This window comes from Paenibacillus luteus (assembly GCF_006542765.1).
Classification (GTDB): domain Bacteria; phylum Bacillota; class Bacilli; order Paenibacillales; family Paenibacillaceae; genus Pristimantibacillus; species Pristimantibacillus luteus.
Map to the genome: position 1 here is coordinate 72,483 of NZ_SKCD01000019.1, position 21,782 is coordinate 94,264.

The 21,782-nt window shown below is 49.1% G+C and carries 19 protein-coding genes; 14 read left to right on the forward strand and 5 right to left on the reverse strand.

All coding sequences use genetic code 11. The annotated features are described in order from the left end of the window. The first annotated feature begins 156 nt into the window (after window positions 1–156). The 5 genes from E0496_RS15485 (at window position 157) to E0496_RS15505 (ending at window position 5,274) form a co-directional block, all read left to right on the forward strand. Window positions 157–1,023 carry an STM4015 family protein gene (locus E0496_RS15485; protein WP_421923980.1) on the forward strand — a complete coding sequence of 289 codons (867 nt, stop codon included), beginning with the start codon at window positions 157–159 and terminating at the stop codon, window positions 1,021–1,023. Beyond that, entirely contained in the window at window positions 996–2,249 is a 1,254-nt protein-coding gene (locus E0496_RS15490) for an STM4014 family protein (RefSeq protein WP_241674818.1), read from the forward strand. The genes E0496_RS15485 and E0496_RS15490 overlap by 28 nt, the downstream gene beginning before the upstream one ends. Before the next feature lie 6 nt (window positions 2,250–2,255). Further along, complete coding sequence (locus tag E0496_RS15495; protein ID WP_141502702.1) at window positions 2,256–3,041, forward strand: STM4013/SEN3800 family hydrolase; 786 nt, start codon at window positions 2,256–2,258, stop codon at window positions 3,039–3,041. Window positions 3,042–3,115: 74 nt separating this feature from the next. Then, window positions 3,116–4,414 carry an STM4012 family radical SAM protein gene (locus E0496_RS15500; protein WP_141502748.1) on the forward strand — a complete coding sequence of 433 codons (1,299 nt, stop codon included), beginning with the start codon at window positions 3,116–3,118 and terminating at the stop codon, window positions 4,412–4,414. Then, window positions 4,411–5,274: an STM4011 family radical SAM protein gene (locus E0496_RS15505; RefSeq protein WP_141502703.1), complete on the forward strand. Its 864-nt coding sequence runs from the start codon at window positions 4,411–4,413 to the stop codon at window positions 5,272–5,274. The genes E0496_RS15500 and E0496_RS15505 overlap by 4 nt, the downstream gene beginning before the upstream one ends. Here E0496_RS15505 and E0496_RS36185 read toward each other — a convergent pair. After that, entirely contained in the window at window positions 5,271–5,468 is a 198-nt protein-coding gene (locus tag E0496_RS36185) for a hypothetical protein (RefSeq protein WP_206669783.1), read from the reverse strand. The two genes, E0496_RS15505 and E0496_RS36185, sit on opposite strands and share 4 nt — an antisense overlap. 987 nt (window positions 5,469–6,455) lie before the next feature. On the opposite strand from E0496_RS36185, the gene E0496_RS15510 reads away from it, so the two are divergent. The 4 genes from E0496_RS15510 (at window position 6,456) to E0496_RS15525 (ending at window position 13,394) form a co-directional block, all read left to right on the forward strand. Continuing rightward, complete coding sequence (locus tag E0496_RS15510; protein WP_141502704.1) at window positions 6,456–6,878, forward strand: hypothetical protein; 423 nt, start codon at window positions 6,456–6,458, stop codon at window positions 6,876–6,878. Window positions 6,879–6,902: 24 nt separating this feature from the next. Beyond that, window positions 6,903–11,849 carry a DUF4132 domain-containing protein gene (locus E0496_RS15515; protein ID WP_141502705.1) on the forward strand — a complete coding sequence of 1,649 codons (4,947 nt, stop codon included), beginning with the start codon at window positions 6,903–6,905 and terminating at the stop codon, window positions 11,847–11,849. 235 nt (window positions 11,850–12,084) lie between these two features. Beyond that, window positions 12,085–12,615: a type 1 glutamine amidotransferase domain-containing protein gene (locus E0496_RS15520; protein ID WP_141502706.1), complete on the forward strand. Its 531-nt coding sequence runs from the start codon at window positions 12,085–12,087 to the stop codon at window positions 12,613–12,615. A 146-nt stretch (window positions 12,616–12,761) separates the two neighbouring features. After that, window positions 12,762–13,394: a hypothetical protein gene (locus tag E0496_RS15525; RefSeq protein WP_141502707.1), complete on the forward strand. Its 633-nt coding sequence runs from the start codon at window positions 12,762–12,764 to the stop codon at window positions 13,392–13,394. An 81-nt stretch (window positions 13,395–13,475) separates the two neighbouring features. Here the strand turns inward: E0496_RS15525 and E0496_RS15530 are convergent, their stop codons facing one another. After that, window positions 13,476–14,291, reverse strand: a complete 816-nt coding sequence (locus tag E0496_RS15530; RefSeq protein WP_141502708.1) for an alpha/beta fold hydrolase — start codon at window positions 14,289–14,291, stop codon at window positions 13,476–13,478. A 115-nt stretch (window positions 14,292–14,406) separates the two neighbouring features. On the opposite strand from E0496_RS15530, the gene E0496_RS15535 reads away from it, so the two are divergent. The 5 genes from E0496_RS15535 (at window position 14,407) to E0496_RS15555 (ending at window position 18,293) form a co-directional block, all read left to right on the forward strand. Further along, a complete protein-coding gene (locus E0496_RS15535) occupies window positions 14,407–15,093 on the forward strand; it encodes a M50 family metallopeptidase (protein WP_161601437.1) in 687 nt (228 codons plus the stop codon). Window positions 15,094–15,104: 11 nt separating this feature from the next. Next, entirely contained in the window at window positions 15,105–15,929 is an 825-nt protein-coding gene (locus tag E0496_RS15540) for a PPK2 family polyphosphate kinase (RefSeq protein ID WP_141502710.1), read from the forward strand. A 194-nt stretch (window positions 15,930–16,123) separates the two neighbouring features. Further along, window positions 16,124–16,603, forward strand: a complete 480-nt coding sequence (locus E0496_RS15545) for a GreA/GreB family elongation factor (protein WP_141502711.1) — start codon at window positions 16,124–16,126, stop codon at window positions 16,601–16,603. Then, window positions 16,593–17,087 carry a cation:proton antiporter regulatory subunit gene (locus E0496_RS15550; protein ID WP_141502712.1) on the forward strand — a complete coding sequence of 165 codons (495 nt, stop codon included), beginning with the start codon at window positions 16,593–16,595 and terminating at the stop codon, window positions 17,085–17,087. Before E0496_RS15545 ends, E0496_RS15550 begins: the two co-directional genes overlap by 11 nt. A 3-nt stretch (window positions 17,088–17,090) precedes the next feature. Beyond that, window positions 17,091–18,293: a cation:proton antiporter gene (locus E0496_RS15555; RefSeq protein WP_141502713.1), complete on the forward strand. Its 1,203-nt coding sequence runs from the start codon at window positions 17,091–17,093 to the stop codon at window positions 18,291–18,293. A 169-nt stretch (window positions 18,294–18,462) separates the two neighbouring features. Here E0496_RS15555 and E0496_RS15560 read toward each other — a convergent pair whose 3' ends face one another. From E0496_RS15560 to E0496_RS15570, 3 genes are all read right to left on the reverse strand, one after another. Continuing rightward, window positions 18,463–19,512 (reverse strand): ABC transporter substrate-binding protein, encoded by a 1,050-nt coding sequence (locus tag E0496_RS15560; protein WP_141502714.1) that lies wholly within the window; start codon window positions 19,510–19,512, stop codon window positions 18,463–18,465. A 98-nt stretch (window positions 19,513–19,610) separates the two neighbouring features. Next, window positions 19,611–20,855: a helix-turn-helix domain-containing protein gene (locus tag E0496_RS15565; protein WP_141502715.1), complete on the reverse strand. Its 1,245-nt coding sequence runs from the start codon at window positions 20,853–20,855 to the stop codon at window positions 19,611–19,613. 230 nt (window positions 20,856–21,085) lie between these two features. Further along, the gene (locus E0496_RS15570; protein WP_141502716.1) at window positions 21,086–21,754 is read right to left on the reverse strand and encodes a PspA/IM30 family protein; all 669 of its coding nucleotides are present in this window, start codon (window positions 21,752–21,754) and stop codon (window positions 21,086–21,088) included. Window positions 21,755–21,782 lie beyond the last annotated feature (28 nt).

Sequence of the window (21,782 nt, forward strand, 5' to 3'; positions counted from 1 at the left end):
TTTGCTCAGTAAGAACACAGGTGTTCTTACAGAGCAGAAACGGGGCTAGGTAGTGGCGAGTAGGTGAAACGGGATGTTTGAGCTTGGCATGAGCAGGGTAGATGTGACTATGGGACCATTGACGCGTGGAAAAATGACATGTTACCCTAAATTCATATGGAAACAAATGGAGGGATACTCTTGATTGAAATTCGCTTATCGATAGGTTATGACGAGTATGAAGAAGGCGCAAGGATGTCAGACTTGATCGAGAAATTGGCATCTAGCCCGGACGGCGCGAAGCTGTCCATACTGACGATTGGCGATTGGGGTCAGGCGTATGAAAATTCTCCGGACAGCTTCGTGGAAACTTTGATAAAACATAAGGACTCTTTTCCAAATTTGAAAAAGATCTTTATTGGAGATATGGGTTTTGAAGAATGCGAGGTTTCGTGGATTAACCAGACGAACCTTGCGCCTCTGCTAGAAGCTTTCCCTGAGCTGCAATCCTTGACGATCAAGGGCAGTCAGGATCTGAGCTTGCAGCCGCTCGTTCACGGCAAGCTGGAGGAGCTCGTTATCATTTGCGGCGGATTGCCAAAATCAGTGATCGAGGAAATCACAAGCGCAAGGTTGCCAAAACTCAAGAAGCTGGAACTTTATTTGGGTGTGGATAATTACGGCTTCGACGGCGGCGTCGAAGATATATTGCCGCTGCTTAATGGGGATTTATTTCCCAACCTGAAATACCTAGGACTAAAGGACAGTGAAATTCAGGACGAAATTGCTATTGCGGCTGCGGATGCGCCTATTTTGGATCAATTGGATACCCTTGATTTGTCTTACGGCACGCTGTCGGACGAAGGCGGGCAAGCGCTGCTTGCAAGCGAGCGGATCAAGAAGCTTAAGCATTTGAACCTAAGCTACCATTATATGTCCGATGAGCTGCTGCTGCGGTGGAAGCAATCCGGTTTGTCGGTTGACGTGACGGACCAGCAGGAAGCGGATGAAGAGGATTGGCGTTATCCGTTCCTGACGGAGTAATGGTTAGAACCGTTGAGAAAGCGAGCGGGGAGCGACCGTTTCTGTTGATCGGAAATCCCGCCAACAAACGTACGATTGGACTGCAAGCTGCAAGAACCAAGCTGGGGCTCGCTCCTGCCATCGTTCTTCCTTACGAGCAGCTCCTTAAGCGGACTTTGTACATAGAAGAGGTGCTGCTAGAGTACAAAGACTGCAGCGAGGTGATTGTACGGCTGGACGCGCCCGGTGAGGATCAGACCGTTGAGCGTGAGCTGATTGCTTGGGGAGCGCCGGATCGAAGCGGGGACGACTCGTTTTGGTCGGCAGGACCTTTGCCGGAGGATATTTCCGTCACGGCTTCAGAAGCGATCCGTCTGCCTCAGGAGCATGGAACCCTCTTGTATCCGGCGCAGTGGTACCGTGGTTACTGCCGCTTTCTTGCGGTTATACAGCAAGAGGCGGAAGCGGCAGGCGTTCGGGTTGGCTGGGTGAATACCCCGGATAGTATCGCAAGGATGTTTGACAAAAGAAGATGCTGGCAACTGCTGTCTCAGCATGGCTTATCAATGCCAGCGCTGCCTGCGCCAGTGGGTTCCATTAAAAACTATGACGAGCTTCAGGCTGCTATCCTTCTAAGCGGAATGAAGCGTTTGTTTATTAAACTCGCCTGCGGCTCTGGAGCCGCAGGCGTTATCGCTTACCAGACAAACCCTCGTACGGGAGCTGAGATTGCCATTACAACGATTGGCATCGAAGAGATTGCGGGCGGTTACCGATTTTATAACGCGGGTTTGCTTAGGCGCTACCAAGAACGTTCGGATATCCGGCGCATTGTCGATTGGGTTTGCCGTCAAGGCGCGCATGTTGAGCGCTGGATTGAAAAGGAGAGCTATGACAGCAAGTCATTCGATGTGCGACAGCTGGTCGTGGGAGGTCAGGCTTGCCACACCGTAGTGCGATTAAGCCATACGCCGATTACGAATTTGCATTTGCGTAATGAACGGCGGACAGATGCTTCCGAACTGCTCTCGGCAGAGCTGAGGCAAGCGGTGAAACATACCGCAGAAGCTGCGCTTCGTGCTTTTCCGGGGAGCACTATGGCAGGCGTAGATGTGCTCGTTCAGCGGGGAAACGGCATGACCTATCCGATCGACATCAATCCTTTTGGCGATTTGCTATACGGAGCTGAGTACGAGGGAATGAACACCTATGAGTGGCAGATGCTTCAGCTTCACGGAAAGGATTAGACAACTATGCTTGATATGAACCAAATCGTGGGCAGCCACGATATACTGATGATTACGCTTGATACGCTTCGCTACGACGCAGCGAAGCTCGAGGAAGAATATTGCCCTAACCTATGCGGAAGCGGAGGCTGGGAGAAGCGGCATACGCCGGGCAGCTTTACCTATGCTGCCCATCACGCTTTTTTTGGCGGTTTCCTGCCTACGCCTGCGAATACGGACAAAGCCTCCCACGTAAGGCTGTTCCATACGGAAAATACGGGACTCAGAACGGATCCCCATACATGGTTATTTGACGCTCCGGATCTCGTATCCGGCTTGCAGGAGGCGGGTTACCGGACGGTCTGCATCGGAGGCGTCATTTTTTTTACGAAAAAAAACAAGCTGGCCAAAGTGCTGCCCGGCTATTTTCAAGAGAGCTATTGGCGGATGACCTTTGGAGTGACGAATCCCCGCTCGACCGAGCATCAGGTCAATCATGCGCTGAAACTTCTGGAGAAGGCTGACCCGAATGAACGGTTATTTTTATTCATGAATATTTCGGCTATGCATGGGCCTAATCACTACTTTGTGCCTGGCGCAAAGCAGGATTCGGTTGAGACACAGCGGGCTGCGCTTCGGTATGTGGACAGCCAATTAGGTCCTTTGTTTGAAGCGATGCGGAAAAGGGGTAAGACATTATGCCTAGCATTTTCCGATCATGGGACGGCTTACGGCGAGGATGGCTATGAGGGCCACCGTTTGGCCCATGAAGTCGTCTGGAACGTTCCGTATCGCGAATTTATTTTGGAATAAGGAGGGGAAGCAGCTTGTTACATCCAACTTCGCCATACACATCTGCCGAGCTGCAGGAACGGGAGCAGCGCTGGATGCGCGCGCCATATCGTTCGTATTTATATTCCTACCCGCATAAGACGGCTTATCGCGATTTGCAGCCCCCTGTATCTCTCCGGGAGCTTTGGGAACAGGACCAAACAGACTATCATTTTTTGTATATCCATATTCCTTTTTGCGGAGCCCGCTGCGGGTTCTGTAATTTGTTTACGCTGCCGGACAGGCGAGTAGACGTTCATGAGCAATATGTCGATGCGCTGCAGAGGCAGGCGGAGCAGTGGGCGCCATGGTTCCGTAACCGTACGTTCTCCCGGTTCGCGATTGGCGGAGGAACGCCAACGCTGCTGGAAGCAAAACAACTAAATCGCCTATTTGATATTGCTGAGCATACGATGGGCCTTGATCCGATGAAAGCATCCATTTCGGTTGAAACGTCACCGGAGACGGTGACGACAGATCGCATGGGTGTACTGAAGGAACGCCTCGTAGACCGCGTGAGCATGGGGATCCAAAGCTTCGTGGAAGAAGAAGCAGCGGCGATTTACCGTCCACAGAAACCGCGGCTTGCAGAAGAAGCACTGGACACTTTGATGTCCTATTCGTTTCCGCTTGTGAATTTGGATCTTATTTATGGCTTGCCGGGTCAAACGGCAGAGACTTGGTTATATTCATTGGAGAAGGCAATCAGCTATGGACCGGGAGAAATTTTTATTTATCCGCTGTACACGCGTGAGAATACGATTCTAAAGCCGGAGCAGATTCGAAATTCGGGATCGGATATCCGCCTGGAGCTTTATCATATTGCCCGCCAGCTTCTGGAGGAAGCGGGATATAAGCAATTTTCAATGCGTCGCTTTGCCAAGGAAACGTCATTTGCTCACAAGAGCATACTGCCCTTCAGCTGTCAGGAAGAAGGAATGGCCGGACTTGGCTGCGGCGCCCGCTCTTATACGCGCGAGGTGCACTATGCTTCAAAATATGGAGTAAGTGCGGCGGCAACGCGCAGTATTATTGAAGAGTATGTAGCCGCTGACCGGCATGATTCGGCCAATTATGGCTTCCTCTTAAATGCGGCCGAGCAAAAGCGCAGATTCATATTGAAGGCGCTGCTGCACCAAGAGGGACTCGAACTGTCGACCTACGGCGACCGTTTCGGCAGCGATGCTATGGACGAGCACCCCGATTTGGAAGAGCTGCTCAGCATCGATTTAGCCGTTCTTGAGTCTGGCATTTTGAGATTGACGACGAAAGGGATGGCGTATTCGGATGCAATCGGGGACGAGTTTATTTCTGGCGATGTGAGAGAGCTGATGAACAGCTATGTTGTTCGATGAGGGCAACTCTTTATTATCGCGGCGCATTGTCATCCTGTAATTATGATTGCCCGTATTGTCCCTTTAGCAAGACGACGGATAGCAAAGCAACGCTTGCAAAGGATAAGCAGCAGCTGGAAAATTTCATGAGCTGGGTTCGCGGGCAAGAGTCTGCTGGCCATCGGCTTTCGATATTTTTCAACCCTTACGGGGAAGCGCTCGTTCATCGCTGGTACCGTGAAGCGATGGTGGAGCTATCCGGCTTGCCGCATGTGGATAAGGTGGCGGTACAAACGAACCTGTCGGTAAAGCTGGACTGGACGCAGCAGCTTGCAAGGGAGAAGGCTGCCTTTTGGGTGACTTATCATCCCGGACAAACGAGCGAAGCGAATTTTCTGCGCCAATGCATGACGCTTTATGAGCAGCGAATTCCGTTCAGCGTGGGGTCGGTGGGTATCCGTAGTGCGTTCGACGCGATCGGTGAGCTACGGAAGGTGCTCCCGGAAGATGTCTATCTGTGGGTCAATGCTTTTAAGGACCGCAAAGCGTATTATACGGAGGAAGAAAAGGCATATTTAACACAAATTGACCCGCACTTCCAGCTGAACGTGCCTGATTATGACAGCCTCGGCAAAGCTTGCGGAGCAGGCTCAAACGTGTTTTATGTGCAGGGAGCGGGCATCGTCAAGCGCTGCTACAGTGATCGCAGAATCATTGGGCATCTTTATCGTGACGGCCTGGAAGGGCTAACGGCGGATCGGCCCTGCGGGATGAAGGCGTGTGGCTGTTATATCGGTTACATTCATATGCCGGAGCTGGAGCTGAACAAGCTTTACGGCAGCAGTCTGCTGGAGAGAATTCCGGCCGGCTACGCCCGCTAATGGACGTGGCAATCATGAAGGAGCTCCTGCAGCATGTTTACGTCGATGCCTAGCGGCAGCTCCTTCTTGGTGCTAAGCAGAGTCGCTCCTTCCTTATCTCTGCGGCAGCTCTTCTTGGTACTAAGCAGAGTCGCTCCATCTTTATCATTGCGGCAGCTCCTTCTTGGTACTAGGGAGTGAGGTTTTACCCTCATCTGGGTACTATATAAGTTCAATTAATGATTTTAGACTTAAAGAGCTTCTCAAAGCAGGATTCCAAACGGACGCACAGTTGGTTAATGATCGTCCATTTATAATTGGGGATTTCCTCCATAAATAATCTTGGATCATCCTCCCGTCTTCAAACAGCAGTTGTTGGATCTTATCATTCATTAATCTTGTTTTAGTGGGGAAACCGTTCGCGCACAAACTTTCTGTTAGTCTGCTGTTCGATTTCCATGGTCATCACTTGTCTCGTAATTTAAGCAGAAATAGCCGAAATCGATGAGATAGATGTGATGGATGAAATAGGTCTAAAAAATAGATCTAATCTAGCCCAGCGGCCCCAAATGTACTGGATATGGCTGGGCTTTGGAGGAATAGATCTAATTTTTAGATCTAATCTGGCGCAAATAGCCGAAATGGATGAAATAGGTCTAAAAAAATAGATCTAATTTAGATTAGCGGCTCCAAATGGACTGGATATGGCTGGGTTTTGGAGAAATAGATCTAATTTTTAGATCTATTCGGGCATAAATATCCGAAATTGATGAAATAGGTCTAAAAAGTAGATCTAATCTAACCCAGCGCCTTCAAAAGAGCAGCTGATGGTTGGGTTTTGGAGCAATAGAGCTAATTTTAGATCTAATTTTGGCGCAAGTAGCAGAAACCGATGAAATAGGTCTACAAAATAGATCTAATCTAGCTCAGAAGCCCCAAATGGGCAACTTTGCCTGGGTTTTGAAGAGATAGATAAGTTGAACGAAAGAAATGAAGGATATGAGAAGCGAGAAGATCGATTGGAAAAAATGAAGTGCTCGCCTTAGTAGCTAGATTCTTACCTTTACATGTCTTAGCCAATTTAAGAATTCGGCTGCAAGCGCGACCCCATCAAATGATCTACTCGCGCAGCCACCAAAACGAGAAGCTTTAGTTCAACTTATATCGTTTGATTCTGTACTTAATAAGCTGGAGGTGCAGCGGTGTTAAAGGTTTACATAACAGTTAAAAGCTTAGGCAAGAAAAAAAACCATCTTGATCGTCTGGCGTGGCAGCTATCAGAAGCCCCATCGACTTTGCGGTCCTTAATCATAGATATCGTTGCGACGAATGTCAGGTTGTTTAATGCTCGGCAGACAGAGGTGCCGCTTGTTTCTTTTCTAACCAAAGCAGATATCGAACTGCAGAGCACGAGCGGCAAGGTTGGCTTTGGAATGCTATATAATGAGAAAAAAGCGGATGAGGAGGAAGCGGCAGCAACAGCGCTGCTTGCCTTTGAGGATGGGTTATTCCGGGTGTTCATCAAGGATAACGAAATAGACAATCTTGATGCGCCGCTTGCGCTGCAAGAAGGCGATGAAATCGCATTTATTCGTTTTACGATGCTGGCAGGGAGAATGTGGTAAACGAAAAGCTAAGGAGGCAAGAGAATGGATAGAGGAGAACAAAAACAGTACTTTCAAAGCATAAAGGACAAAGTGAACGGACTTGTGCTTTCCGATTCCCATAAGCAGCTTGCTTTGCTGCTCGTGACTCTTGGTGAGAGAGGATATAACGATTACGAGATCAGCACAGGCATTAAGGAGCAGCTTCTGTCATTGGCTTCGGAGCAGGAGCAACCGCTGTTCGAGCCGCTAGTTGACATCGTAGCCGAGCTGCTTGACCCGTCATACGCCCATGTATTCCGTTATATGGCTGAGCATGCGACGGAATATCCTTATAGCAGCGGTTATGCGCGCAGACCGTTTCGAACGAAGGAACAAAGGCTGCATTTGGACCGTTTGCTGACGAAAATGATTTCCTTATTTCATTTGAATGGCCGCGACTTCTCGGTTGCTGAATATCTAATGAAGCCTGGCTATATGGCGCAAAATGAATACCAATTTCCGGCTACGGCTATTGCCGATATTATCGCCTATGGCATTGATGACGGAAATGAAGCCATTCTGGAGGCTTTAAAGGATATTATCCATGGCGATAATAACACGGCGCTGCTGGCGCGCAGCATGATTACAGGCATTTTTCTTAGTCATAGCACGGAAGCCTACCGGATGATGGGGGAGCTGCTTGTTGCTGCCAGGCTGCAGGAGGGGCTTCGCCAAAGTATCGTGGAAGCGATGGATGAGGGAACCGTTGAGGCGATGAAGTACATGCTGGAGGTTGTGACCGAGCATGATTTGATCCGTTATAGCTCGGTTGTCAGAGCGGTTGATGTATGGACGGGCTTGGGGCTGGAAGCGGCTAATACACGTGTGACTAAGCAGGTGATAACGTTTGCTGCGCAGTGTCTTGCTGATCCAGCTGTGGTGGAAAAGGGCCTTGAGAGCAGCAACGTGAATGAGCTGTTTATCAGCTTATGGGCGATTGCAGTGAAGGAAGAGAAGCTTCTTTACGATAAAATCAATCTAATTATGGAGAGCAACGACGATTATCGCAAAATTGCGGCGCAATATATGCTAGCGCAAAGCCAGAATGACGATGCCCGTTTTTCAATCGCGCAAAACTGGCTTGGCGAGACGAACAAGGAGCTGCAATATTGGGTCGTATCTAACTACACATTTGGTTATTCCTACCGCTGGGAGAGTTCGAAAGGAGGCACCGAACGGCTTTTAGAGCTGAAGCCGTCGCTGCTGCTGGCTGACAAGGCTGTGAGAAGAACGCAGTTCGAGCAGTTCAGGCTGCTCCTCAGCGGCATGCCCTCGAAGGAGGTTACGGCCAAGTCCAGCGTATTTGATTGGCGCGGCTACACGTATTCAACCGAAATGATCGTTCGCAAGCTGCTTTATTTGACGGCCTATGATATGGATGCGGAATGGATTACAGAGCTGATCGGATTAAAGGATACGCTCAGCCCTGACAGCAGGTCCGAGCTGCTGAACTATTTTATGAATGATCCGGCGAACGAGGCACAGCGTAATTTCCTGATCGACAGTTTGTCAGACAAAAGCATGAGCAACCGAGAGATTGCCATTCGGAAGGCTGCCCATATGGAGCTGAACGACGATGAGATTGAAGCGGTCTCTGCTCTCCTGAAGCTAAAAACAGGGTCGCTGCGTCAAGGAGCCATTGGTTTGCTGCTGCAGCAGCCGGCAAGGCAGCTGGAAGCGGTCCTCTCGCTTCTTCTTAAGAGCCGCAACGAGCTTCAGCGCCTGGCCGCACTTGAGCTTCTGACGGAGATGAAGGATGAGCCCTCACACGCCGGGCTTTCTGAAGCCTTGCAGGATAACGTAGATTCCATTGCGGAGCCAACCGAAAAGGAACGCTTGTTAATTGCAAAGCTCAAGCAAAAGGAAACCTATACGCTCAGCAACGGTTTTGGTTTATTCGACCCTGCGCTTGGAACGGGAGAGCTGTCGGAGAGAGAGCAGCTGCCGCTATCCGCTCTTCAGGAGGCAAGAGGCTATTTTAACCTGAGCCTCGAACAAATTAATGAGTTTGTTAAAGGGCTCTCCGATCTCGTTCATCTGCACCGTGAGCATGAATACGAAGTAACGGATTATTCAGGCGCTAAGGAATCCCTTCTTGTAGGAGCTAGGCTAACGAGCTTCAAATGGCGTTATGAGGAGGAAGATGGCACTCCCATACTGGCAAGATACCCTTTAACTCAGGTGTGGGAGACTTATTTGGAGGAAAGCGGATTTGGAGCATCTGAATTGCTGCAGCTTCACTTTTACCGTAGAGCCCAGACACTGGCCCGCTATTATTACGGAGAGCTGGAGCACTGGCGGACATCTACCTATGAGCCGCCGGAGGGCTGGCGCAAGGAGCTGCTGGATCAGCTTTATCCGATGGATGTTCTGCGTGAGACAAATGCCTTGACCGAAAATGTTCCCTATCAGAGACAGGTATATGAACTCATCAGCGCTTATTTGGAAGAATGCGCAAAGCCGGAGCTATTTGAAATCTCGAACCATATCCTGGGCTTGATGATGCAATGCTTTCCAGCCGACCGTGTATACGAGGAAAGCGAGCTTCTGGAATTGTATACCGACTTCTGGAGGGAATGGGTACGTTCGAGCATACATGATGACGAGTCATTTAAGGCTTATTTCAAAGCTTATTACCAATTGTACGAAATGAGCCGTTATGAATCTCATCATTTAAATGCCAGCGACTTTGCTCGGGCACTCGAACTGGGGCTTATTGATGAGAATGAGCTGCTAAGGGAGTATATCGGAAGGCAAGGCAGCAGCAACCGGATCAGGGAGCTGACTAGTCCGCAAAGTAAGCTGCTTGAGCTTTATCCGAACTTGAGCCAGTACAAGGATCGAGTCGTTGAGCGAATATTGGAGATTGAGCTAAGCAGGGGAGATCTGGCCACCGAGGTTACGAATCTAGCTACAAGCATTCGATATCTAGAGGGTATGAATTACTTGATCGCCATATTGGAAGGGCTGGATAAAGAGTCGTTCGTTCGGGGTTACATTTATGGCTATGGCAAAGACGTAACGAAGAAGGAAACCTTTAGCCACCTGTTGAAGGTATGCCATCCTCGCAAAGGAGAGGACGAGGTGCTGCTGCGAGAGCTGCTGCAGTCCCGCAACATTGCGGAGTCCCGCCTGCTTGAGGCTGCGATGTATGCACCGCAATGGGTAGATCTCATCTCCAGTTACTTGGGATGGAGCGGCCTGCGCAGCGCGGCTTGGTATTTCCATGCACATATCAATGAATCCTTCTCAGCCGAAAAGGAAACCGTCGTAGCGCATTATTCGCCGATTGCACCGCAGGACTTCAATGATGGCGCCTTCGATATTGAATGGTTCCGGCAAGCCTATGAGGAGCTTGGGGTAGAGCGATTTGGCGTACTGTACCAATGCGCCAAATATATTTCTGCGGGATCGAACCATAGGCGTTCGCAGCTGTTTGCCGATGCAGTGCTAGGCAAGCTCAGCTTAGGGGAGCTTCAGAGCTCGATTGCCGAGAAACGAAACAAGGATCATTTGCTAAGCTACAGCCTGCTGCCTTTGGCTGCGGATGGAGAGCAGTCACGAGACGTGCTGGAGCGTTATTCCTTTATTCAGCGCTTCCTGAAGGAGAGCAAGGCATTTGGCGCCCAGCGTAGGGCAAGCGAGGAGAAGACGTCCAGCATAGCGCTGGATAATCTGGCGCGCAATGCGGGTTATGCTGATGTGATCCGCTTAACCTGGGATATGGAGAGCAAGAAGCTGGAGGAGCTCCTTCACTTTTTCGAGCCGCATCCGTTGGATGACGCCGTGACGGTTCAACTGGTTATTGACGAGGCTGGCAAGACGGAGATCCAGGTGCAGAAGCAAGGCAAGGCATTAAAGGCAGTCCCGCCTGCTTACAAGAAGCATGAGTACATTGCAGCGCTCAAGGAAACCAAGACCGAGCTGACGGACCAGTACAGAAGAGCACGGGCAGAGCTGGAACGCTCGATGGAGGCAGGAAGCAGCTTCACGCTGCAGGAAATCAGCAAACTAGCGCAAAATCCGGTGCTGTCGCCTTTAGTCAGTATTCTTGTATTTAAAGTAAATGAGCATTTGGGTTATTTTGAAGCGGGAAGGCTAAACGGTGCGAATGACGCTCCTTACCAAATGAAAGAGAGCGATCAGCTAATCATTGCTCATCCGCTTCATTTATATGAAAGCGGCGATTGGAGCTACTATCAGAAGGATTTGTTTGACAGGCAGCAAAAGCAGCCCTTTAAGCAAATATTTAGAGAGTTATATTTGCCTAGCGAGGATGAGCTTGCGAGCGGATCGTTGTCGCGCCGCTATGCGGGGCACCAGGTACAGCCGCGCAAGACCGTCAGTTTGCTCAAAGGCCGTAAATGGACGGTCAGCTACGAGGAGGGCTTGCAAAAGGTCTATTACAAACAGAATGTCATTGCGAATATCTACGCCCTGGCGGATTGGTTCTCTCCTTCCGATGTTGAGAGTCCAACGCTTGAAACGGTACGTTTCTTCGATCGAATGACGATGAAGGGACTCGATATTGCCGAGGTGCCAAGTCTCGTTTTCTCCGAAGTGATGCGAGATGTTGATCTGGTCGTGAGCGTAGCCCATGTTGGCGGCATCGATCCTGAAGCTAGCCTGACCACGATCGGCATGCGTGGAGCGATCGTGCGTGAATCGCTGCGCTTGCTGAAGATTGACAACGTCCGCTTGGAAGGCAATCATGCCTTGATCGCCGGGAAGCTTGGCGAATACAGCGTCCATCTGGGAAGCGGCAGCGTTTATAAGCAAGCCAAGGGGGCGCTCGCCATCATTCCGGTTCATTCGCAGCATAGAGGGAAGCTGTTCCTGCCCTTTATGGATGAAGATCCGAAGACAGCAGAGATTTTGTCCAAAATCGTGCTGCTAGCACAGGATACCAAGCTGAAGGACCCGCAAATTTTAGCTCAGCTGCAAGCCTAATTATTCAGAAAAGGAGTCCACTGTGGACTCCTTTTCCTATTTTGTAAGCATAGTCCCGTAATCTCTTCTTATTGTCGAGCAACCTCTCCACGTCAAAATAGTCTTGGTCGTAGCGCGGGGCGACAAAGGTTTTCACCAGCGTATCTATGAAGTGCAGCTAAGAGACGATGCTTCAAACGGTTACCTTTTGGGTATAGTAAGGTAGGGTTTGAATATCGAGAGGAGTGTGCAAAATATGACGCAAGCGAAAAAAGTCGCTTTTCTACTAGCTAACGATTTTGAAGATTCCGAGATGAAAAATCCATTTGATGAAATGGTGAAAAATGGTCATGAAGCGGTCATCATTAGCCTGAATAGCAATGAAAAACTGACGGGCAAGCAAGGAACGATTACGTATACCTCCCATCTGGGCATCGATGAGGCCAATGCGGATGACTATTCCGCCATCATTATTCCGGGTGGCAAGTCCCCCTCTCATTTGATGGATAATACGAAGGTACAAGCCTTCGTAAAGGAAGCAGATGAGGCGGGCACGACGATTGCAGCGATTTGCCACGGTCCGCAAATATTGGAGGCAGCCGGTCTGCTGAAGGGCCGCACGCTGACTTCTTATCCTGGCCTTTCAACGGAAATTGAAGCTGCGGGCGGGAAGTTTGTCGACAAAGAGGTTGTCGTTGACCGTAACTTAATTACGTCGCGTTCACCGGAGGACGAGCCTGCATTTATCCGGGAAACGATTGAGAAGCTTGGGGTAAACGCCTGGTAGCTTTGTAGCATAGCAATAGCTTTTACGGGGCGGCCTGTTCAGAATAGCATCTATTCTGCGGGCAGCCTTCTTTGCGTTAAAATGACAGTCATCCCAGGTTAGGGTATACTTTAACCATATTTGAATGTTAAGGAGGGCGTGCCCATATGCCCGATACTACGCTTGATGAGCGAAGGGACAAGTCCCCGTGGACAACTACTCATCCTCCTGAAAAGGTGAGCAAGTCGGACGTGATTGAGAGCGGCCTGATGGTTTTAAGCGAGCTTGGAGCAAATCATATCTGCAAGGTTTGCATTGCAAACAGCGGCTCATGCTGCAACGGCTGCCGAAACTTGCTTGACGGGGTAGGCTGTCAACTGCGAAATACGAGCTGCACGGCTTGGTTATGCGGCTTTCATAAATATTTATTATATGAGGTTGGACAGCTAGAGGGCTGGTACATGTTCTGGGACCAGATTCCTGGGCAGGATTACCGGGAGGACTTTACGCCGGATGAACTGATGCTGGAGAAAACATGGCAGAGCCAGCAGCAAACGCTGGATCATCTCGGAGAGGCTCTTGCAGCCGATTTACAGGAGATGGAGCGATCGCATATTGCGATAGGCATTATCCTCACGCTGCGCGAGAAGCTGGACAAAAATATTGATTTGTATATGGATGGCGAGCAGGATCACAAAAAAAGGCTGAGGCAGAAAAGAAAAATAAAGGTGCTCTCCAGCGATTTTCAACGTTTTCATTTCTTATTGAACAAGTATCATAAGGAGCAAGCGGAGGGGTGACTGCTTCTCTGGCTAGATACCAAACAGGGGTTATCCTGCAACAGCTTATGCTGCTTAACGGGACAACCCCTGGCTTCTATTTTATTTCAAAAACTCCAGCAGCTCTTTATTGAATCGATTCGGCTCATCGTAGAGTATGCCGTGTCCGCTATGCTCGAATTCCACCAGCGTGGACCCATCAATGCCATTTAGCAGCTGCTTGGCGAATTCCGGCGGGCAAATGGTGTCAAGCAAGCCTTGAAAGATCGTTGTGGAAGCTTTGATCTGCAGCATGTCCGCCCGCAAGTCCTCATCCCGCAAAGATTCGAAGGTGCGAACGGTTCCCCAAGCAGAGGCTTCAAGTCCTAACGCTTGCAGCCAGTCCTTGAAAGGCTCGCTGATCTTGTTTTCCGGCCGGTCGGCCAAAAACTTTTCTCCAAAGTCGCGAAGCATCTGAGGCCGGTCTTTTTTGGCGGCGGCAATTTGTTCATTGGCCTCCTCTTGCGTAATGCCGTAGGGATACTGTTCACGCTGCGTGAACGAAGGAGCCGCCGCGCCCAGCAAGGCCAGCTTTCGAACGCCGAATCCTCCATGCCTTGCCATATACCGGACGGCAATGGCGCCTCCTACGGAGAAGCCGACCAAATAACCTTGATCGAGCTTTAAATAATCGATCACCGCCTTTACATCGTCGGCAAGCCGGTCATAGGCATATCCGCCTGCGGGAGCATAGGATTTGCCAAAGCCGCGCTGGTCAATGCCAATGCAACGATAGCCGTGCTCGGAGAGCAAAGTAAACTGAGCTTCAAACATCCTGCTGCTTAGCGGCCAGCCATGCAGGAAAATAACAGGGGGCCCGGAGCCGATATCCTCAACGTATAGTCTTACATTTTTCTCAACTTCAATGTAATGTCCCATTGTATCTCTCCTCTCGGTTCTATCTCAATCCTTACCCAATCGCGCGTATTTTGAACAATATTTCTTTCTCATCCGTATGTAGAAGTAGAATAAAAGAGCAATGGGAGGCTACGGCATGTTCTCTTGGATAAGAATGGCGGCCTTTATGATCGTTACGGCCTTTTTGACGAGATTGATCCCATTCTCGGCTTACTTTCAAAACGTAAACACGTTGATGCATGAGCTTGCTCACGCACTTGCAACGCTGCTGCTCAAAGGCAGCGTGATGCATATCTACTTGTATGCGGACCAGAGCGGAGTGACCTATTCCTCATATACGGATAGCTGGATGCAAATTCCGATTGCGCTGGCTGGTTATATGGGGTCCGCTTTATTTGCACTGCTTCTGTTCGTCTTATATGCAAAAGGAAAGCTGCGGCTGGGTTTAGCTCTGATTGCCGGAACGGCTGCTGTAGCTCTGGCGCTGTTCGTTCGCAATGGATATGGGATGGCATGGAGTGGAGGCTTTACGGTACTTACGGCTTTGGTTTATTTTGCCGCGCCAGCCTGGCTGCGGACGGGTTATTATTTACTGCTTGCGTTCATTTGCTTGGTGGAGTCGATTATTAGCCCGATTGTGCTGCTCGTGATATCGGTATCGGAACCAGCTGCAGCGGGCGATGCGGCGAGTTTAAGCGAAACGACGGCTGTGCCTGCAATGGTTTGGTCTCTTTTATTTTGCGGCTTTGCCCTATGGTGCGCCAAAATAGCCATCGGCTACTTGTTTAAGAGGAGGCCAGGAGGGATACTAATAAGTAAATAAGGAAGGCTGTGATGAATTTGCCGAAAAACTTTAGATTGCCAGAGAAGAAGAAAGTGGATTTATCGGACTTTGATCCCAGGGATACAGGAAGCTTTGCGAGCAAAGAAGAAGTGGCCGAGAAGATAAAAGAGTTGGAGCTCGATTTGCAGGAGCTGCAAGAGAAGCTTATCGCCAGCAAACAGCAGTCCGTGCTTTTTATATTCCAAGGGATGGATTGCAGCGGGAAGGACGGCGTCATCAAAAAAGTGTTCGCAGGTCTGAATCCGCAAGGTATTTCGGCCTACAGCTTCAAAGCTCCTACCGAGGATGAGGCTCGCCATGATTTTTTATGGAGAACACATCGCCTCGTCCCTGCGCTTGGACAGATTACCGTGTTTAACCGTTCCTATTATGAGGAAGTGCTGATTACGAGAATCCATGGCAAGGTGGAAGATTCGGAGGCCAAGCAGCGCTTTAAGCATATTAACCATTTTGAAGCTTTATTAGCGGATAGCAGGGTGAAGGTTGTCAAAATCTTTTTGCACATATCAAAAGAATTCCAGCTCGAAAAGCTGATCAGCCGGATTGAGGACCCCAGCAAAAACTGGAAATTCGACCCTTCCGATCTATTGGAGCGCAAATCATGGAAGCAGTATGGCAAGTACTATGAGGAACTGTTTGAAAAATGCAGCAAAGCTTCGCCATGGCATATCGTTCCCTCCGATAACCGCTGGTATCGCAATTATGCGGTGCTTAACATTGCGGTAGATGCTTTGCGCAGCTTAGAGCTTAAGGATCCGCCTGCAAACCCTGAGTTACAGGTTCTGCTGGAGGAAATTAAGCAGGAGGAAGGCTAGTCGGGAGCATCCCGAAAGTGACGAATAAGAGTAAATGCTAAATAATAGCTGGACATATCGATTATGTTTGGTAAGCTTGGTATAAGGCCTCTGACGCAGAGGCCTTATATTTTTTTAGGAGGAGAAAAGCATGGAAAAAGCAGTTGGTTGTTTGAGCAGAATCAGCATTGTGCGCATAGGGGGGGAAGTCTACTATGAACCATAGTACCGGATTATCCCGTGAAAGAGAACAGTTGGTCGCGCAGCTTGTCTTGTTGGGTGACGAGAAGAATCGCTTTCTCGACGCCTATTTTGTCATGCATGGCAAGGAGCGTACGGAAATCAGCCAATTTTTATCCCTGTATACGCAGACCGTACAAAAGCTGCTTTCGGACCTGGGTTCGGTTGCAGACGAGGTGCTTCATTCCCAGGTGCTTATTGGCAGCTATGTCACGTTTGAATATCCAGATTTCGATACCAAGGATTCTTTTACAATTGTGCTGCCTGATCAAGCAGATCCAGACAAAAACCTGATTTCCTTTCTGTCTCCTGTAGGCAGGCAATTGCTGCTGGCGCACCTTGGCGACCTTATTTCCGTTGCCGCGCCATCCGGAGCGATCCGTACCCGCATTGCAGCAATCACGTTTACGGGCGGAAACTCTTCTATGGAAGGGGGAGAAGCACGTGGATCTTAGAGAAACCGAATTGCCTGGCATTGGCCGCAAGTATAGTCTGGTCACCCGCAGCGGTGAGAAACTGGTAATCGTTGTTCATAACGATGAACGGCGGGATATTTTTCATCTGGACCCTGATGAGCCGGACGATATGCTTTCCATGGTTACGCTTGACGATGAGGAAGCAAGAGTCGTCTCCGCCATTATCGCAGGGATCACCTACAAGCCGAAGTTTCTGGAAAATCAGGAGATTGCGCTGGATAGCTTGATCATTGAATGGCTTCGGCTGGAGCCACTGTCCAAATGCGTAGGCAAGCGGATTGGGGAGCTCGATATTCGCAGAACGACCGGAGCAACGATCCTTGCCGTAGTGGAGAAGGATAAGACGAAGCATATTAATCCGGGTGCGGAATACGTATTTACCGCTGGACTGACCTTGGTCGTAGCCGGCGAACGCAAGCAATTAAACCAGTTAAAAACATTACTGCTGAATGGGACGCTATAGCCGATGGAGACGCTCATATTTGAAGTCGGGATGGCACTGGCACTCATTACGCTGACAGGCTTGCTCTCAGCGAAGCTTCGTTTCTCGGTCATTCCTTTTTATATTCTTATTGGAATGGCCGTAGGACCGCATGCGCCGCATTTTTGGATTATAGACCTGCGGTTTATTGAGAGCTCTTCCTTTATCGAATTTATGGGACGTTTAGGCATTTTATTTTTACTGTTTTATTTGGGGCTGGAGTTTTCCGTTGCCAGGTTATTGAAATCGGGCAAGGCGATAATCGTGGGCGGCTCTTTCTATGTAGCGTTAAATTTCTTGTCAGGCCTGCTGCTCGGTTGGATGGCGGACCTGCCCATCAAGGAAACGCTTGTCGTTTGCGGCATTATGACCAGCTCCTCAACTGCAATCGTGGCCAAGGTTTTGGTCGACTTAAAAAGGACCGCAAATCCCGAAACGGAAATTATTATGGGCATGATCATGTTTGATGATTTGTTCATTGCGGTCCATATCTCGATATTAACAGGACTGATTTTGAGTGGCGCGACATCCTTCTGGAGCGTTGTGCTGATTTCGATGACCGCGCTCGTATTTATCGTATTATTTTTGTTTATCGGCAGGAAAATAATCAAATATATCGATTTGGCGCTGAATATCAAATCATCGGAGCTATTTTTACTGATGATTATGACGCTGCTGTTCCTTGTAGCGGGTTTCTCCGAAACGCTGCATGTCGCAGAGGCGATCGGAGCTTTAATGATTGGGCTTGTGCTTGGGGAATCCCGGCATGTCAAGCGGATTGAGCAGCATGTCCTGCCTTTCAGGGATTTTTTCGGAGCGTTATTTTTCTTTAGCTTCGGTTTGACGATTGAGCCGGCTTCCTTAGGCGGGGCAGTAGGGATGACGCTGATAGCGGTTGTTCTAACGATTATCGGCAACCTTGGCGCGGGTATGCTCGCAGGCCGGATATCCGGCATTTCGCCAAAGGCATCGCTTAATGTCGGATTCACGCTGGTCTCCCGAGGCGAGTTCTCCATCATTATGGCAAACATCGGCAAGGCGGGCGGCTTGATGGTATCGATTCAATCCTTTGCTGTCCTTTATGTCCTCATCTTGGCTGTTCTTGGGCCGCTTCTGACTAAGGATTCCAAATGGATATACCAAAGCTTTGAGAGGCTAAGGAAAAAAGGGAAGCGCTCTAGAGGGTAATCTAGTGCTTCATTGCTCATACAGCTAATTCAGTCGTTTGCTCGATGTGCGTTGGCATAAAAAAAGGAGTTACTCCAAAGGCAGTTTTCACTGCTAAAGGTGTAACTCCTGTTTTTTTGGATGAAAGAAGGCATCTTTAGGCTTTTATTCTTGTATGCTTGCAGCCAGTTTATTCAGCATCAACAGCGGTAAGCGCCTCTACGACATCGTCGATTTTCTGGCTGTTTGCGATCGGGCCAGAGCTGATCCAGTGTCTGGCGTTTACATATATAATCTGTTTTTGCTTAACGGCCTCTAAGGATTGCCATACGCTTGTTTGTTCAAAATCAGCGAAGGTTTCCCTTGCCTGCTTGATCTCGTCATCCGTGCTTCTGGCACCGCCCATCGTTACGAATAGATAATCGGCCTTCAGTTCAGGCAGCATTTCCAGCGAGACGGTCATATTTTGAAAATTAGGCTGTTTTTCATGCCATGCTTCTACCGTTGGATCAAGTGCTAGGCCCAGCTCATTGTAGATGACGCCCGGATAGGTTGGCCATTCTTTGCCGGTTTCTTTGTCTTGATAGTTGGGAAAATAAACGCGGAAATCCTTGCCAGTCATTCGGATGAAGGCGATGCTCTTCTCATCAATATTGGCATCGGCAAGAGCGATTTTCGCTTGCGCAGCCTTCTCATCATAGCTGTCTATCACCTGTTTGGCATGGTCGGCAGCACCTAGCGCGTCGCCGATCAAAGCAAGCGAATTTTTCCAATCTTCACGGTCATAAGTGATCGTGGGAGCGATTTTGGACAGGTTTTCGTAATCAGCCTGCTCAAACGCCGTACTTGCCACTATGAGGTCAGGCTGTGCGGCGAGAATCGCTTCGAGATTAAGGCTTTCTCCCCAGATTTCGGAAGCTGCTCCTTGTTCCTTCAGCTTGTCGTTCAAATAGTACCCTTCACCGATAGACATCCCGAACACAAGCGGAATATTCAGGGATAACAGCATATCTTCCAAATTAATTGAAGCTATGCGCTCTGGATGTGAGGGAACCTCGGTGATGCCAAAGGCATGCTCCACTTTACGGGTTTGTGGCTCGCCAGCTGTCTCAGTAGAGGAAGCAGGCTCTGAAGAAGCATTTGCCGGATGATTGTTTCCAGCAGCGCTTCCGCAGGCGGATAGTAGGAAGACAGCGAGTATAACGGTTAGGCATAGGAATGAGTGATAGGTGCGGCGCATCGGTAAACCTCCATTTTGTTAGTCATCATCATGATCAAAATGTATTATAAGCCGTGCTGCCTGCACATAACATGGACAATCGTGTTCAATCCATACGGCTAGCTGGATTCGCAAAGGCGCAGGGCTTCTTCAATGATGATGCTGTGAGCGAATGGGGAATAATCAAGCCAAGGGCATTCTGAGATAAGATGGACGGCACCCTCACGGACAGGCTTAAGCTGTTGCCAAATTTCACTGTGCTGCAGCAGCTGCCATTTTTGCTGCGAGGCAGCATCCGAATCGATAATCAATAACAACCGGTCACCGGTAAAGGCAGAAAGCTCATGCTCCTGAATCGATTTCAACACATCGATCGTATCGGGATCATAAGGGCAATGTAGGCTTAAATCTTCATAAAGAACGGCTCCGCCATTGCGTCTCCCGTACACAATAAGATGGCCCAGCATTAAATGAAGGATGGACACGCTGTCGCCTTGTAAGATCTTCCTTATTTTTTCACCTGCAAGCGAAGCTCTTGCATTATAGTCGGCTAACCACTGGTCAGCAGCTCTAGTTTTCCCGAGATGGGAGGCTATTTGTATGAACTGCTGTCTCCAATTGAGCCCGAGCCATGGAATAACGACGGTGCGGGCAATTCGGCTGATCGAAGATCTAACCTGCTCGTCGACCATATCGTCACAAAAAATCAGCTCGGGCCTCGCATGGACAAGGGTATTGCGGTTATAGTCAACCATATCTTGGTCCATTCTTTTGGAGCGCCTTAGGTGATAAGGGATTTCGGGTAGAACTTTTTTTCGATGAACGTCTCTCTCGCTATCGACCAATGCGGCGTAGGGCATAATGCCAAGCGCGAGCAAATGACCTGCGTAAGGGAAAGAGAAGGCGGCAATTCTGCTGGTTGTCCATGCGGCATATTCTTTTGGGGTAATGCCCGCTGCTTTTTTAAATTTTCTGCTAAAATAAAACTCGTCCTCGAAGCCAACCTGGCTGGCAACTTCTTTGACGCGCATGCCGGATTGCAGAAGCTGCTCCTTGGCTTTGTTTATGCGAATGCTATTTAAGTAATCGATTGGGCTTTTCCCGACCCAGTGCTTGAATTGATGAGAGTAATGCCAAAGGCTCATGCCAGCCACAGTAGAAAGACTCTCTCTGGTGAGCTCCTCGGCGTATTTTTCATTCATGAATGTAATGGATTGGTCTATGCATGCTTTGTTCTCTAAGGTGGAGCACTCCTCCGCTTGCATAAATGAGGTGTTGGACGAAGTAGTGTTTGTATTGGAAGGAGCTTTTGCAAAATGGCTTTGTCCTTCGGGCATCTGATCGCTAGAGTAAAATCTTTTCATGTCGTTCCTCCGGAATAGAGCTTGTCCTGTTTGTTTAAATGATAATGATTATCACTAATATTTTAAACGAAAACAGGCAGCGAAGCAATCCAACCATTTTAATAGATGGGAGAAGAATGGATAGTTTAAGAGGGAGGCAATAGAACCGATTAGCCATAAGAAAAACCGCCTTCGGGGGAGGAAGGCGGCTGTTATTCTACGGATATATGTGCACTCACTTGGATTTGGAATTAGTTTCCGGCTTTCTTCTGCAATAACCGTTTCAACTCTTCATCCACACGGGCATTGCGCTGCTCGTTTTGAAATTCATGCCCTTGCTGACCCGAGTCCAGGCCGTACAAACCTTTGGATAATTCCCGCTGTGCTTCTCGTTCCATTAGTTTCTGCTCGATGCGCTCAAAACCTCTGGAAGCGGAGCTGGCATGCAAAGGGTCTGAAGATGAATACCCGGGTGTACCGTCGGTTTTCTTCATGCGAAGGACAAGCTCTTTGCGTTTTTCTTGCAGCCTGACTTTCTCTTCTTTGAGCGACTCGAGTCGAAGGCCAAGATCGAACGCTGCTTGCTTGGCAAGCTGAAGCAGTTTCGAGGTCTCTTCATGCTGGTCCAAATACAAAATTTTTGCTTCAAGCGCCGTACGTGCTTCTTCCTCGCGTTCTTCCACTGCAGCTTGCTCAGCTTTGCTCTCGTAATAACGTGCTTGTTCCTTCAGCTCGCTAAGTTTTGTTTGCAAGACACGTTCTTGCGCCTGCTGATGCAAGCTTTCCCGTTCGGTATTCGCAATCTCTTCATCCAAATCTCTCAGGTAATGATTAAGCATCGTAACCGGGTTTTCCATTTTGTCCAGCACCTCATTGGCTGCTGCCTTCGTCATGCTAACTACGCGTTGTAAAATACCCATTCTATCATCTCTCCTTATATGTGTTTGA